Annotated in this window: 13 protein-coding genes; 9 read left to right on the top strand and 4 right to left on the bottom strand. The window is 68.1% G+C overall.

What is annotated here, in order from left to right; genetic code table 11:
* Positions 1-4: 4 nt before the first annotated feature.
* The gene (locus tag ACZK3J_RS13635) at positions 5-1,198 is read left to right on the top strand and encodes an MFS transporter (RefSeq protein WP_478475953.1); all 1,194 of its coding nucleotides are present in this window, start codon (positions 5-7) and stop codon (positions 1,196-1,198) included.
* Positions 1,199-1,918: 720 nt separating this feature from the next.
* On the opposite strand, the gene ACZK3J_RS13630 is transcribed toward ACZK3J_RS13635, so the two are convergent.
* Both ACZK3J_RS13630 and ACZK3J_RS13625 read right to left on the bottom strand, forming a co-directional pair.
* Positions 1,919-2,572, bottom strand: coding sequence for a response regulator (locus tag ACZK3J_RS13630; protein ID WP_478475952.1), 654 nt, complete (start codon positions 2,570-2,572; stop codon positions 1,919-1,921).
* Positions 2,565-5,594 carry a sensor histidine kinase gene (locus tag ACZK3J_RS13625; RefSeq protein WP_478475951.1) on the bottom strand — a complete coding sequence of 1,010 codons (3,030 nt, stop codon included), beginning with the start codon at positions 5,592-5,594 and terminating at the stop codon, positions 2,565-2,567. Before ACZK3J_RS13625 ends, ACZK3J_RS13630 begins: the two co-directional genes overlap by 8 nt.
* A gap of 96 nt (positions 5,595-5,690) precedes the next feature.
* Here ACZK3J_RS13625 and ACZK3J_RS13620 point away from each other — a divergent pair, with 96 nt between their 5' ends.
* The 7 genes from ACZK3J_RS13620 (at position 5,691) to ACZK3J_RS13590 (ending at position 12,470) form a co-directional block, all read left to right on the top strand.
* A complete protein-coding gene (locus ACZK3J_RS13620; RefSeq protein ID WP_005410012.1) occupies positions 5,691-6,023 on the top strand; it encodes a hypothetical protein in 333 nt (110 codons plus the stop codon).
* Between the two features lie 50 nt (positions 6,024-6,073).
* A complete protein-coding gene (locus ACZK3J_RS13615; RefSeq protein ID WP_423167348.1) occupies positions 6,074-6,517 on the top strand; it encodes a helix-turn-helix transcriptional regulator in 444 nt (147 codons plus the stop codon).
* Positions 6,514-7,170 carry a hydrolase gene (locus ACZK3J_RS13610; RefSeq protein WP_049422794.1) on the top strand — a complete coding sequence of 219 codons (657 nt, stop codon included), beginning with the start codon at positions 6,514-6,516 and terminating at the stop codon, positions 7,168-7,170. Before ACZK3J_RS13615 ends, ACZK3J_RS13610 begins: the two co-directional genes overlap by 4 nt.
* Positions 7,171-7,172: 2 nt before the next feature.
* Entirely contained in the window at positions 7,173-7,598 is a 426-nt protein-coding gene (locus ACZK3J_RS13605; protein WP_423167349.1) for a DoxX family protein, read from the top strand.
* A 119-nt stretch (positions 7,599-7,717) separates the two neighbouring features.
* Positions 7,718-9,565: an amidohydrolase gene (locus ACZK3J_RS13600; protein ID WP_478476985.1), complete on the top strand. Its 1,848-nt coding sequence runs from the start codon at positions 7,718-7,720 to the stop codon at positions 9,563-9,565.
* Positions 9,544-10,827 (top strand): alginate export family protein, encoded by a 1,284-nt coding sequence (locus ACZK3J_RS13595; RefSeq protein WP_478475950.1) that lies wholly within the window; start codon positions 9,544-9,546, stop codon positions 10,825-10,827. Before ACZK3J_RS13600 ends, ACZK3J_RS13595 begins: the two co-directional genes overlap by 22 nt.
* The gene (locus ACZK3J_RS13590) at positions 10,821-12,470 is read left to right on the top strand and encodes an MFS transporter (RefSeq protein WP_478475949.1); all 1,650 of its coding nucleotides are present in this window, start codon (positions 10,821-10,823) and stop codon (positions 12,468-12,470) included. Before ACZK3J_RS13595 ends, ACZK3J_RS13590 begins: the two co-directional genes overlap by 7 nt.
* A 123-nt stretch (positions 12,471-12,593) precedes the next feature.
* Here ACZK3J_RS13590 and ACZK3J_RS13585 read toward each other — a convergent pair whose 3' ends face one another.
* Positions 12,594-13,418: an alpha/beta fold hydrolase gene (locus tag ACZK3J_RS13585; protein ID WP_049398471.1), complete on the bottom strand. Its 825-nt coding sequence runs from the start codon at positions 13,416-13,418 to the stop codon at positions 12,594-12,596.
* 186 nt (positions 13,419-13,604) lie between these two features.
* On the opposite strand from ACZK3J_RS13585, the gene ACZK3J_RS13580 reads away from it, so the two are divergent.
* A complete protein-coding gene (locus ACZK3J_RS13580; RefSeq protein ID WP_107432189.1) occupies positions 13,605-13,991 on the top strand; it encodes a hypothetical protein in 387 nt (128 codons plus the stop codon).
* A gap of 69 nt (positions 13,992-14,060) precedes the next feature.
* Here the strand turns inward: ACZK3J_RS13580 and ACZK3J_RS13575 are convergent, their stop codons facing one another.
* The gene (locus ACZK3J_RS13575) at positions 14,061-14,774 is read right to left on the bottom strand and encodes a DUF2968 domain-containing protein (RefSeq protein ID WP_043402505.1); all 714 of its coding nucleotides are present in this window, start codon (positions 14,772-14,774) and stop codon (positions 14,061-14,063) included.
* Positions 14,775-14,814: the final 40 nt, after the last annotated feature.

Below are 14,814 nucleotides of genomic sequence, written 5' to 3'. Positions count from 1 at the left end.
TCCCATGTCTACCCCCTCGCTGTCCGTCGCTGCGGCACCAACGACCGCGCCTTCCACCCCGTTGGTGCTGGCGATGGCGGCCGGCGCCGGCTTCTCGGTCGCCTCGCTGTACTACAGCCAGCCGATGCTGGGCCTGATCGCCCAGGGCCTCGGCGCAGGTGAGCGCGCCGCCGGCCTGGTGCCGACCCTGACCCAGCTCGGCTATGCGCTGGGTATCCTGCTGCTGGCACCGCTGGGCGACCGCTTCGACCGCCGCAACCTCATTCTGCTGAAGTCCGCATTGCTGGCGCTGGCACTGGGCGCCGCAGCGATGGCCGGGCACCTGTCGGGCCTGCTGATGGCCAGCCTGCTGGTCGGGCTGATGGCCACGCTGGCGCAGGACATCGTGCCGGCTGCAGCGGTGCTGGCGCCGGATGTGCAGCGCGGCCAGATCGTCGGCCGGGTGATGACCGGCCTGCTGCTCGGCATCCTGTTGTCACGGGTGGTCAGTGGCGTAGTGGCCGAAGCGTGGGGTTGGCGCACGCAGTTCGTGCTGGCCGCGGTATCAGTGGCGTCGATGGGCGCGGTGATGGCGCGTGCGCTGCCGCGCTTCGCACCGACCAGCACACTGCGCTATCCGGCGTTGTTGGGTTCGTTGCTGGCGTTGTGGCGGGAGCAGCCACAGCTGCGCCGTGCGGTGGCCAGCCAGTCGCTGCTGGCGGTGGGCTTCAGCGCGTTCTGGTCAACCCTCGCGCTGATGCTGCATGCACGGTTGGGGCTGGGTAGTGCCGCAGCGGGTGCATTCGGCATTGCCGGTGCGGCCGGCGCATTGGCCGCGCCGTTTGCGGGTCGATTCGCCGATCGCTTGGGTTGCCACGCCGTGGCGCGGCTGGCGATCGCGGTGGCGCTGCTGGGCTTTGGCCTGCTGTTGACCGAGTCGTGGCTGCCGGCCGCTGCGCTGCTACCGCTGCTGGTGGTGAGCGCGCTGCTGTTCGACTTCGGCTTCCAGTCGGCGCTGGTGGCGCACCAGACGTTGGTCTACGGACTGGTGCCGCCGGCACGCAGCCGGCTCAATGCGTTGCTGTTCACGGGCATGTTCATCGGCATGGCCGCCGGTGGTGCGCTGGGCAGCCTGGCGCTGGCGCAGTGGGGTTGGAACGGCGTGGCCTGGCTGGCGGTGGTGTGCGCGGGTGGCAGCCTGCTGCTGCGTTTGAGGTAAGGATGGTGTTCGGCAGGGCTTGCAGCCCTGCACCTGCTGGAAGCTGGAGCAACAGCAACAGCAACAGCAACAGCAACGGCGGGTTTCCTGTGGGGTGGTGGGGCGGTGTCGGAGTGCGGGGACGCCGCAAGTACGTCCTTGTAGGCTTGGCAGCCGCATCCATGCGGCTGACACCCCGCACTCCGACACCGCCCCACCTCTGACAGATTCCGGTGGCTGTTGGTAGGTGTCGACCTTGGTCGAAATATCTGTCAGATATCGAATGAGTCATCCACGCATGGCGTGGATCTACTGTGTCGACCAAGGTCGACACCCACCAGGGCAATACGCCGTTCCGACAGATCGCGGCCAACTGTCGAAGGCGGGGTGGGTCCGGTTGCGGGGGCGTGAGCCGCATGGGCCCGAGGCATGCCTTGGGCGGGTTGGGCAGGACGCCCAACCCCGGTCTTGCGGTGTGCGCAGGACTGCGCACACGAGCAAGCGGCGACCGAGCTTACATGGGTGAGGGCGCTTTGCTTGCGAAGCATTGCTTCGCAAGCGCCCGAACGCACAGCCGCCAGCGGCTGGGCCGGGCCCCGGAGGGGGACTTGCAGCGCCCCCCGCAACCGGACCCACCCCGCCATCCCATGGAAACCCCGCTTTTGCTGTTGCTGTAGAGGTTGCCGGCCAGCGGCCGGCACTACCGCGGGTGCAGGGCTGCAAGCCCTGCCGAACAACCCCCTAATCGTGACCGCTGTCGTCCAGGCTGATGATCCCGCGCCGCAGCGCCTGGGTCACCGCATGCGTGCGATCACCCACGCCCAGCTTGTCCATCAGGCTCTTCATGTGCGCCTTCACCGTCTGCTCGGAAATCTGCATGCGCTCGCCGATGCGCTTGTTCGACAGGCCCCCGGCCACATGCCTCAGTACCTCGGTTTCGCGCGGCGACAACCGGTCTTCCACCACATGCGCGGCGATGCTGGCCGCCACCGCCGGGGGAATCGGTGCGCGGCGGCCGCCAGCGACCATGCGGATCGTATCGACCAGCTCATGGCGCAGCATGTCCTTCAGCAGATAGGCGCTGGCGCCGGCCTGCAGTGCCCTTACCGCACGTACGTCACCGCGGTAGGTGGTCAGCACGATGATGCGCGCGCGCGGGTCCATCGCGCGGATCCGCACGATGGCTTCCACACCATCCAGCCGTGGCATCTGCAGGTCCATCAGCACCACGTCGGGCTGCAGCCGCTGGTAGCAGGCGATGGCTTCCTCGCCATCGGCGGCTTCGCCGAGCAGGCGCAGATCGGGTTGTGCGCCCAGCAGAGCGGCCAGGCCGTCGCGCAGCAGCGGGTGGTCGTCGACCACCAGTACGCCGATCGGGGCAGGGGTTTCAGTCATGGCTCGTTCTACTCCAGGGCCAGCGCCAACGTGATGGGCGGCGGTGATACAGGCGCCGGGCGGGAACTGCCAGCGCGACTTCGGTCCCCAGCCCGGGGCGGGTCCACAGCTGCAGTTCTGCGCCAAGGCGCTGCGCGCGCTCGCGCATGCCCTGCAGGCCCCAATGGCCATGGCCGGCATTTTCGTCGGCGATGCCCACGCCATCATCGCGCACGTGTAGAAGGAAGCACCGCGTGCCGTAGGACAGCTCCACTTCGATGGCGCTGGCATTGGCATGGCGCAGCGCATTGCGGATCGCCTCACGCCCGATCAGGAACACTTCTTCGGCCGCGTCGGCCTGCAGCGGTGGCGTTGCACCTTCCACGGTCAGGCGCAGTGGATTGGTGCCATGCCCGGCGTACTCGGCATGCACATCGGCCAATGCCGAAGCGAGGTCGCGGCCAGCGAACGGTCCCTCACGCAGGGCATTGACCCGCTCGCGGCCCTCGGCCAGGTTGCGCTCTGCCAGTTGCATCGCCGATTCCAGCTGGCCGCGTACCGGCTCCGGGGTCTGCGGCGACTGGCTGATCGCGTGCAGGCGCAGGATCAGGCCCTGGCTGCCCTGCAGCAGGGTGTCGTGCAGGTCGCGTGCGATGCGTTCGCGTTCGCCATTGCGTTCCTGCAGGCGCGCGCGGAACAGCGCGGCCAGCTGCCCGCTGCGGATGCGCACCGCCATCACCAGCAGTGCGAGGATCGCGGCCGCACACAGCAGCTTGAACCACACCGTCTGCATGAAAGTGGGGGCGATGCGGAAGCTGCGACTGGCCGGTGCAGTGCTCCAGATGCCGTCTTCGTTGGCGGCTTCCACCTCGAACCGGTAATTGCCCGGGGCGAGGTTGGTGTAGTACGCCCGCGTGCTGCTGCCGGCATCCTGCCAGCCGTCGTCGACGCCGGACAGGCGATAGCGGTAGCGGTTGCGCTCCGGACGTGCCAGCGACAGCGCCACGTAATCGATCTGCAATTGGCTGGTGCCGGCCGGAAGGCGCAGGCCATCGCGCAGTGGCTCGTGCTCACTGCCATACAGCACTTCGCCGATGCGCACGCTGGGCGCCATGGTGTTGACGTGCGAGCGGGTGGTGTCCAGCCAGGCCAGGCCCTGGTTGGTGGCCAGCCACAGCAGTCCGTCATCGGCCAGCGTGGCGGTGGCGATCGGTCCGCTCTGCAGGGCGATGCCCGGCATGCCGTCGACCGCATCGAACAGGCGTGGCGTCACCGGCTGCCCGGTGCGCAGCGCCCGTCGCAACTGATCGCTCCCCAACCGGACCAGGCCACGACTGCCGTTGAGCCACAGGTGACCGTGCGCATCGGCAACCATGCCGGTGATGCCCTCCAGCACGCCGGCCATGTCGGTGTTGACCGGCATGAAGCGGCCATTGCCGAGGCGGGCGGCCAGCCCGGCCTCACCGGCCACCAGCAACAGGTCCTGGTGGTGCAGCAGCGCGGTGACCGGGCCGACCAACAGCCCGTGGTTGGCATCGAAGGTTTCGATGCGGGTCGCGCCCATGCTGCGCAGCCGGCCGTCGGCATAGCCGAGCAGCAGCTGGCCATTGGCATCCAGCGCCAGTGATGAGCAGGCCTGTTCGGGCAGGCGCGTTTCGCGCTGCCACTGGCCGTGCAGATAGTGCAGCACGCCACGTTCACCGGTGCAGACCCAGGCCTGGTCGTCATCGGCGAACAGCAGGGCATGCAGCGGTTGCCCGGTGAAGGGCTCGGGCAGCGGAATCAGCGTGGTGTGGCCGGCCACCGTGCGTGCCAGGTTGACCCAGTCGAACTGCCAGATCGGCGTGGGCGCCCGGCGCGCGGCCGCCTGCAGTTGTGCGGCGCTGCCTTCCAGCAGTGGCCGGCGCAGGTCGTACGGCTTGAGGTCCTCGCCGTAGCCGTACACACGCCCATCGCTGGCCCGCACCAGCGAGCGGTAGGGATCACTCGGGCCGACTGCCAGGGTGTGCACGCTGCGTGCGCGGAAGCGGTTGAGGCCGAGGTTGGTGCCGACCCAGAGATTGCCTTCGCGGTCGGCGATGATCGGCACGGCCGAGGTGGCGGTCAGCCCGTGCGGCGAATCGAAGCGCTCCATGCGCACGGCGCGGCTGCCGTCGAACGTGACCCGGGCCACACCGCCATGCGGGCTCATCGTGGCCCATAACTCGCCGTCGGCAGTGAACTGCAGGCGTGCGGCGACCAGGTCCGGCAGGCGTCGCGCTTCGCGTTCGCTGTCTGGCAGCAGGCCCTGCGCATTGGCCAGCGGCGAGGTGCCGCGCACACGGTCGGCCAGCCAGACTTCGCCCTGCGGGCTCTCGGTCAGCGTCGCCATCTGGGATACAGCAATGCCGGTGTCCTCGAAACGCGGTTGGCCTGCAGGACGCATCCAGATCCTGAGGTTGGCCAGTACCCAGAAGGTGCCACGGCTGTCGTGCAGCACCCATTGCACGCGGTGTTCCGGAACGCCCGTGTCTGCGGGCAGCGGCTGCCAGCGCTGGCCATCGAACTCGCGCAGCCCTCCATTGATGGCTGCCCACATCCGGCCGTCTCGGTCCTGGCTGAAGTGCGGTACCACGCCAACCGGCACGCCCTGGCCGCGGCCGTAGTTGTACAGCTGGCCGCGCGCGAACCGGCTGATGCCTGCCTGGAAGTAGCCGATCCACAGTGCGCCATCGGCGCTGTGTTCCAACGTGACCATGTTGGTGGACGGGTAGCGGGTGCCAGCCGGTGGCGCCTGCCGTTCGAAGCGACGTCCGTCGAATCGGTACAGGCCTGAACCGGTAGCCAACCACAACAGGCCGTCACGGTCCTGGCTGATGTCCCAGATGTCACCGGGTGCACCCTGGCCGACCCGCCAGGCGGTGTGCTCGTAGCCGGGCAACCCGCTGCTCACGGCCGGCCGCTGCACGGCGAGGGCGGGCAGGGCGGTCCACAGCAGCAGGCACGCCAGCAGCGCCGGCAGGCGACGCAGGAACGGGAAGGGGCGGCCATGCATGGCGCGCATTCTGGCAGGTGCGGGGCAGCCGCGGGTGACCCGAACGGGGTAGGTGCCTGGTGCCGTGGTCGGCTATGACGCCGGCATGTCCTGTGGAGTCCGGCCATGCAGCGCCTGTTCGTGATGTTCCCCGACCGCGGGCCGGGCATCGGCCTGCTGTGGCTGCGGCTGTGCGTGGCCGCTGCATTGTGCACGCCGGGCACGCACGCGGGCTGGCTGTCGGCGCTATGCCTGCTGGCGGTAGTGATGCTTGCACTGGGCGTCTTGACGCCGCTGGCGGTAGTGCCGGCAACACTGGGCCTGTATGCACAGGCACTGCCGTGGCCACTGGTGGTGTTGCCGCTGGCCTTGCTGGCGCTGGGCCCTGGCGCCTATTCACTGGATGCGCGGTTGTTCGGTCGTCGCCTGCTCGGCCGTCGGCCTCCCCCATTCGGGTAGGTGCTGGCCTCGACCGACGGGGGTAGGGCATCGTGCGGCGGCCACGCACCATGGGGCACCCCCTCGCGGCGTCCCGCATGGCCACCGTCTTTTCGCCCGATCCGCCCGCCGTGGCGCTGGCACCGCAGCAGGCCGCCGCATTGCAGCGCGCCCTGCGCTATGTCGATGAGCACCTGTCGCAGCCGCTGCGGGTGACCGAGCTGGCCGCAGCCGCCTGCGTCAGCCGCTTCCATCTGGTGCGCCTGTTCCGGACCGGTACCGGCGCCAGCCCGCTGCGCTACGTGCGCCGTCGCCGCATCGAACGTGCGCGCCAGTTGTTGCCGGTCGCGCAGCTGCCGATGTCCTGCCTGGCGCAGCAGCTGGGCTTCTTCGACCAGAGCCATTTCGTCCGCAGCTTCCGCGCCGAGACCGGCTGCAGCCCCGGCCAGTACCTGGCCGGCGATGCGGCCCTGTTGCTTCCCCCTGATCGTGTTTCCAACGGAGTCCACCCATGAGCCTTGCCACCGCCACCCCCGCCCCGGCCCTGTTGTCGCCCACCGACCATGCCCTGGTGCTGATCGACTTCCAGTCGCAGATGGCATTCGCCACCCACACCATCGATATCTCCGCGCTGCGCAACAACGTGTCGTTGATCAGCAAGGGCGCCAAGGGCTTCAACGTGCCGGTGCTGCTGACCACCGTCGCCGAAGCGTCGTTCTCCGGCCCGATGTTCCCGGAACTGCCGGAGATCTTCCCGGGCCAGACGGTATTCGACCGCACCTCGATGAACACCTGGGAAGACCAGCCGGTGATCGATGAGATCAACCGCATCGGCAAGCGTCGCCTGGTCGTTGCCGGCCTGTGGACCAGCGTCTGCATCGTCGGCCCGGCGCTGTCGGCGCTGGCGCAGGGTTTCGAGGTGTATGTGATCACCGATGCCTGCGGCGATGTCAGCGAAGAAGCCCACGAGCGTGCGATCACCCGCATGGTGCAGGCCGGTGCAGTGCCGATGACCAGCGTGCAGTACCTGCTGGAGCTGCAGCGTGACTGGGCGCGTGGCGAGACCTACGAGCTGACCACCGGCATTGCCCGTGACCATGCCGGCGGCTATGGCATCGGCATCCAGTACGCCAAGCGCATGTTCGGCGCGCAGGAAGGCGGGCACTGAGCATGCTGGCTGGCCATGGCCTCGACCTGGCCCTGCTGATGCTGCGCGCGGCAGCCGGGGGATTCCTGCTGCCACACGCGCTGGGCAAGCTGTTCGGTTGGTTCGGCGGTCCTGGGCTGGCCGGCTTCGCCACCGAACTGCGCGGCTTCGGCCTGCCAGCGGTGGCACCGCTGCCGCTGCTGCTGGCCCTGCTGCAGGTGCTGTCCGGGCTGGCCGTGCTGCTGGGCTGGCAGACCCGCGTCGCCGCGCTTGCAGCGGCGGCCTTCATCGGCTTCACCGTCCTGTTGGCCCTGCCCAAGGGCTGGTTCTGGATGCGCGGCGGCAGTGAGTACCCGTTGATGTGGACCACGGTACTGCTGGCCCTCGCGCTGACCGGGCCCGGCGCCTGGGCACTGGACGTCCACCGTCTTCCGGGAGACCTCGCATGAGTCACGATCCCCTCGATCACGGCCGCCGCAACGTGGTGCTGGCCGGCAGCGCCGCGGTGGCGCTGGGCCTGGCCGGCCGTGCCGGTGCCGCACTCGATTCCACTTCCAAGGAGCGTCGCATGAGCACGCTGGTCATCCGCAATGCCCGCATCACCACCCTCGACCCGCAGCAGCCGCATGCACAGGCGCTGGCCGTGCAGGAAGGGCGCATCGTTGCCGTCGGCAGCGACGAGGAGATCATGCGTGGCTGGGGCAATGAAGCGACCCTGATCGACGCCCAGGGCCGGCGCCTGCTGCCCGGCCTCAACGACAGCCATACCCACCTGATACGTGGTGGCCTGAACTACAACCTGGAACTGCGCTGGGACGGCCTGCGTTCGCTGGGCGATGCCTTGGACATGCTGAAGGCGCAGGTCGACCGCACGCCTGCACCGCAGTGGGTGCGCGTGGTCGGTGGCTTCACCGCCACCCAGTTCAACGAGAAGCGCCTGCCCACGCTGCAGGAGCTCAACGACATCGCGCCGGACACGCCGGTGTTCCTGCTGCACCTGTACGACCGGGCGCTGCTCAACCGTGCCGCGTTGCGCGCCTGCGGCTATACCAAGGACACCCCGGATCCGCCGGGCGGGCAGATCGTGCGTGATTCGCTCGGCAACCCGACCGGGCTGCTGCTGGCCAAGCCCAACGCGCTGATCCTGTACGCGACCCTGGCCAAGGGTCCGAAGCTGCCGATCGAGTACCAGGCCAATTCCACCCGTCATTTCATGCGTGAGTTGAACCGGCTCGGCATCACCTCAGTGATCGACGCCGGCGGTGGTTTCCAGAACTACCCCGAGGACTACCAGGTCATCGAGCAGCTGCATCGCGATGACCAGCTGACGGTGCGCATCGCCTACAACCTGTTCACCCAGAACAAGGGCAAGGAAGTGGACGATTTCCGCGGCTGGAGCGAGATGCTGGAGCCGCGACAGGGCGATGACCTGCTGCGCCACAACGGTGCCGGCGAGATGCTGGTGTTCTCCGCGGCCGACTTCGAGCTGTTCAACGAGCCGCGCCCGGAACTGCCGCCGGAGCTGGAGCCGGAACTGCACGATGTGGTGAAGCTGCTGGTCGAGAAGCGTTGGCCGTTCCGCATCCATGCGACGTACGACGAGAGCATCACCCGCATCCTCGATGTGTACGAACAGGTCAACCGCGAGGTGCCGTTCGATGGCCTGCACTGGTTCATCGATCACGCCGAAACCATCACCCCGCGCAACATCGAGCGCATCCGTGCGCTGGGTGGCGGCATCGCCGTGCAGCATCGCATGGCCTATCAGGGCGAAGCCTTCGTCGAGCGCTACGGCGTGCAGGCCGCGCGGCATACGCCGCCGGTCAAGCGCATGCTGGCCGAAGGCGTGCCGGTCGGTGCTGGAACCGATGCCACCCGTGTGGCCAGCTACAACCCGTGGGTTGCGTTGTCCTGGCTGGTGACCGGGCGCACCGTCGGCGGGCTGGCCCTGTATGGCGATGAGAACCTGCTCGAACGCGAGCAGGCGCTGCGCCTGTGGACCCAGGGCAGTGCCTGGTTCTCCGGCGACGAAGCGGTGAAGGGCACGCTGAAGGCCGGCCAGCTCGCCGACTTCATCCTGCTTTCGGCCGACTTCTTCCGCGTGGATGATGCGCAGATCGCCGACATCACCAGCGTGTTGACCGTGGTCGGTGGCCGCATCGTGCATGCCGACGGCGACTACGCAGGGCTTGAGCCGCAGCTGCCGCCGGCGATGCCGGACTGGTCGCCGGTCAACCGGTTCGGTGGCTACCACGTCGGCGGTACCGCCACCGGGTTGGCCGCCGCCCATCGTCACCATCACGGCGTAGCCTGCAGCACTCACGGTGCTCATGGTCATGCTGCACGGCACGCGGCGCCCACCGATGACCTGACCGCGTTCTGGGGTGCGATGGGATGCTCGTGCTTCGCATTCTGAGCCTGGCACTGCTGGCCGTGCCATCGCTGGCGCTTGCCTGCGAGGGGGGCCGCTGCAGCGACGCCGGTGACGGCCAACTGCAATGGGATGCGTCGCTGCGTGTGCGTGGGCTGTACTACGACCCGACCCGGTTCGGCATTGGCGGCAGCGAGGATGCCTATGGCCTGCTGCGAGCCTTGGCATCGGCCACCTATGTGGAAGACACCTGGCAGGCGAAGCTGCAGCTGGGTGTGCATGGTGAGAGTGGCAAGGCCGGCGGCCCGGGTCGCACCGACCGCAGCGCGCTGGATGTGCAGCAGGCGTACTGGCGCTGGCAGCGCGATGGCTTCCATCTGCAACTCGGCCGGCAGGAAGCCGGCTATGGCAGTTCACGGCTGCTGTCGGTGCGCGACGGGCCGAACATTCGCCTGGCGTTCGACGGTGCGCGTGTGGGTTGGAAAGGCCGCCAGGGTACGCTTGATCTGATGGCATTGCGGCCAGTGGAAAACCGACCGGGTGCCTTCGATGATCGCGGCGAACACGGCGCCCATCTCTTTGGCGCGTATGCCACGACGGCGCGCGGGCAGCGGGCGGGCCAGTGGGATCTGTATCTTCTGGACTACCGCCGTGAGGGGGCGCGCTTCGCTGGCGGTGTGGGTACCGAACGTCGGCAGACCGTGGGCGCGCGCTGGTTCGGCCAGGCCGGGGCGCTGGACTGGAACAATGAGCTGGTGGCGCAGGGCGGTGAGCTTCGGACGACCGCCGGCACCCTCGATATCCGCGCCTGGACGCTGGCGACCGATACGGGGTGGCGCTGGACGAACCTGCCGCTGCAGCCGCGGCTGGGGTTGAAGGCCGACATCGCCAGTGGCGATGGCAACCTGCATGACGGCCGCCTGGGAACCTTCAACGCTTTGTTCCCGAAGTCGGCCTATTTCAGCGAGGCCAGCCTGCTGGCCCCGGCCAACCTGATGGACCTCCAGCCGACCCTGACCCTGCGCCTGCACGACGCGGTGACGACGGAACTGGGCGTACAGATGGCCTGGAAGCATCGTCGTGCCGATGCGGTCTACACCACGCCGGCACCGCTGGTGGCGTTGCCAGGCAGCGCCGGTGGCGCGCGCCGCATTGGCAATCAATACAAATCCGAAACACGCTGGCAGGCCAGCGAACACTGGCAATGGCAGCTTCAGCTGGCCTGGGTCGATGCCGGTCCTGCACTGAAGCAGGCCGGAGGCCAGGACACGCTGTTCGCCTCGATCGTTGGAGCATGGCAATGGTGAACGCAACCGCGTCGCAACCTTCCGCACAGGCCGCAGGCGCCTGGTCCCCGCTGAAGATCCGGATGTTCCGCTCGATCTGGCTGGCGATCCTGGCCAGCAACATCGGCACCTGGGTCAACGATGTGGCCGCCGCCTGGGTAATGGCCGAGCGCACCGGCTCACCACTGATGGTGGCGCTGGTGCAATCAGCCACCACGGTGCCGATCGTGCTGCTGGCGCTGGCCGCCGGCACCCTGGCCGACATCGTCGATCGCCGCAGGTACCTGCTGGCCACCCAGGGCTGGATGCTGCTGGTCGCCGCGGTGATGGCGGCCCTGACCGCGATGGACATGCTGACGCCGCAGCTGCTGGTGCTGCTGACCTTCTGCATGGGCTGCGGTGCGGCGATGGCGATGCCGGCACAGGCCGCGATCGTATCCGAACTGGTGCCGCAGCCGATGCTGGCCTCGGCGGTGGCGCTGAACTCGATCGGCATCAACATCGCGCGCTCGATCGGCCCGGCCATCGGTGGTGTGATCGTCGCCCAGCTCGGTGCGGTCTGGGCCTTCGGTTTCAACGCCATCACCTTTGCCGCGATGCTGTTCGTGGTGTGGGGCTGGAAGCGCGACCCGAAACAGTCCAGCCTGCCGCCGGAAGGCTTCGGTGCCGGCCTGAAGGCGGGCCTGCGCTATGCCAGCCGCGCCGGGCGCCTGCAGGCGGTGTTGATCAAGTCGGTCGGCTTCTTCTTCTTTGCTGCAGCAATGAATGCACTGCTGCCGGTGGTGGTACGCGGCCAGATGCAGGGTGGGGCGGGGCAGTACGGCATGCTGCTCGGCTGCATCGGGATCGGTGCCGTGGGTGGTGCGTTGTTGCTGCCGAAGCTGCGCGCGCAGATGGATCGCGACCTGCTGGTGCTGCTGGCCACGCTGTCGCTGGCGCTCAGCCTGGTCGGGCTGGCGCTGACCCGCAGCTGGTACGTGCTGCCATTGGTGATGCTGATCAATGGCTTTGCCTGGATCACCGTGCTGTCGTCGCTGCAGATTGCCGCGCAGACCGCAGTGCCAGCGTGGGTACGGGCGCGTGCACTGGCGCTGTACATCATGGTGTTTTCCGCGGGCATGGCTGCCGGTGGCCTGAGCTGGGGCGCGCTGGCGCAGCGCACCTCGCCGGAGCTGGCGTTGCTGGTGGCGGCTGCCGGCGCGGTGATCGGCGGATTGCTGGTGTGGCGCGTGCGCATCGCTGGCACCGAGGATCTGAACCTGCGTCCGGCCGGGCACTGGCCGGCACCGGAACTGTCGGTGCCGGTATCGAACGATCGCGGCCCGGTGCTGGTGACCATCGAGTACCGCATTGACGATGCTGACCGCGCCGCGTTCCTGGCACAGATGCGTGCGCTGGGCACGATCCGCCGCCGCGATGGAGCGGTGGTCTGGGGTGTGGTGGAGGACGTGGCCAGCCCGGGTATCCACCTGGAGTACTTCGTGACCCCGTCGTGGCTGGAGCATCTGCGCCAGCACGAACGCATCACTGCCGATGACAAGGCGATCCAGGAAGTGCTGCGCGGGCTGCATCGCGGTGAGCGTGCACCGGTGGTACGCCACTTCGTGGGTGGGCATGACCCGCTGCCGAAGACCGGGGTCCCGCACCACCACAGCGATATCTGACGTTCTCGTGGTAGAGCCGGCCGCTGGCCGGCTGCGCTGGATCGCGATGGATGATCGGATTGCCGGCCAGCGGCCGGCACTACCGAAGGGACGGCGGCGCCATTACGGCGCCGCCGCGGGACATCACTTGCGTGCGAACGCCAGCAGGTCGGCGTTGAACCGGTCGGCGTGGGTGACGGTCAGGCCGTGCGGCGCACCTGCGTACACCTTCAACTCGGCGTCCTTGATGATCTGCGAGGACAGCTTGGCCGAGGCATCGAATGGCACGATCTGGTCGTCATCGCCATGCACCACCAGCGCTGGCACATCGATCTTCTTCAGGTCTTCGGTGTAATCCACTTCCGAGAATTCGTGCACGCAGTCGTACTGGCCCTTGACGCCACCGAGCATGCCCTGCAGCCAGAACGAATCACGCATGCCCTGGGTAACGCTGTTGCCGTCGCGGTTGGCGCCGAAGAACGGCGTGGTCAGGTCCTTGAAGAACTGCGAGCGGTCACCGCCGGTGCCCTTGCGGATGCCGTCGAAGACCTCCAGCGGGGTACCGGCCGGATTGGCATCGGTCTTCAGCATCAGCGGCGGCACGGCGCCGACCAGCACCACCTTGGCCACGCGCTTGCTGCCGTGGCGCCCGATGTAATGGGCCACTTCGCCGCCACCGGTGGAGTGGCCGACCAGGATCGCGTCCTTCAGGTCCAGCGCCTCGAGCACGGCGGCCAGGTCGTCGGCGTAGGTGTCCATGTTGTTGCCGTCCCAGGTCTGGCTGGAGCGGCCGTGGCTGCGACGGTCGTGAGCGATCACGCGGAAGCCGTTCTGGCCCATGAACAGCATCTGCGGGTCCCAGGCATCGGACGACAGCGGCCAGCCGTGCGCGAACACGATCGGCTGGCCGGTACCCCAATCCTTGTAGAAGATGCGCGCGCCGTCGGCGACGGTGACGAAGTTGCTCATTGTGGTTTCCTTGACGGAAGGGAGGGAAGGCGCTGGCGTGGATGCCGGTGCCTTCGGCAGTACAGCGCAGCGCCAGACCGACGACTTGCACGGCTGTGCTGGATTACGCCGGATGTGACGTGTATCGCTCTGGCACGAAGCCGTGCCGGCATCGAGGATGGCGGCAGCCCTGACGAGGAGCCTGCAATGTCGAACGCGTGTTGGAGCCCGCTGTTGTACCTGCTGCTGGCCACGGGGGCGCATGCTCAGACCAACGTCTACAAATGTGTGGACGGGCCGCATCCGGTCTACCAGCAGACGCCGTGCCAGGGGCGCGCGGAATGGCGCTGGGAGGTGCCGGCGGAGCCGCCCTCGACAGGTACGAGCGCGGCCAAGGCAGCGAGCCCAGCTTCAATGCGTCCGCGTGTGGTGCAGCAGCGGCGTGCGCGGGCTGCAGTGATACCGATCAGCGCGGATCCCGCCGCCTGTGAGCGCGCGCGGCAGCATCGTGGGAAGGTGCTGGCCAATGGCAAGCGCATGGATTTCGTGCAGCGCCGGCAACTGGACGATGCCGTGCATGAGGCGTGCCGTTGAAATGGAATGGTGCCGGAAACGACAACGGCGCCCGTAGGCGCCGTTGGACGGCACGCCAGGCGCTGGACCTCAGCGACCGTCGCTGGCGGCCGCCGGTGCCGGCGAGGGCACGCTGTCCGGCTTGGGCAGGCTCAGCTCCGGGTTGCCCTGTTCGGCCTGCAGGATCTGGATGCGGCGCTGCAGGGAATCCAGCTGGCTGTTGGTGCTCTGCACGTCGCTGCTCAGGCTGACCGCCTGCTGCTGGGCCTGCTGCAGGGCAGCGCTGACCTGGGCCGACTGTGCCTGCTGCTGTTCCATTTCCTGCTGCAGGGTGCGCAGGCGCTCCTCGTTGTAGGCCACCAGGCGCTCGGTATAGCGCTTGCCGGCTTCCAGTCGGGTGGTGTCGATGTAGACCTGGGCCAGCTGCTCTGACTGCTGCGCGAAGGTGCGGTAGACACGCTCGGCGTTGTCGACGGCATCGGTCTTGATCACCCGCCAGAAGTTCTTCTCCTGGAACAGGGCGACGTAGTAGGTCAGGGTGTTGGCATTGAACAGCAGGCTGGCGCCGTAGTTGCCGTTGTAGGTGGTGCGCAGCTCGGTCAGCTGGCGGGCATCCATCAGCTGCTTGAGCTCGTCAACGGTGTTGCGCACCACCGGTGCGGTACGTGCGGCCGGCTCTGCGGCTGCTTCGCGGTCGCCACGGGCAGCCATCGCCGCCGGTGCCACCAGCATCATGGCCACGGCCAGCAGTGCCGCGCCGCGCGCGTGCCGGGCGAAGACCGCGCCCCCTGAAGTTTCTCGCATGTCTAGACCATCCACGGATGAGTGTGGGTTGAGATGAAGG

The sequence above is a fragment of the Stenotrophomonas sp. 86428_Sma genome (assembly GCF_056481585.1).
The sequence above is the reverse complement of the archived record's forward strand: the minus strand, read 5'-3'. Positions and strand labels throughout refer to the sequence as shown.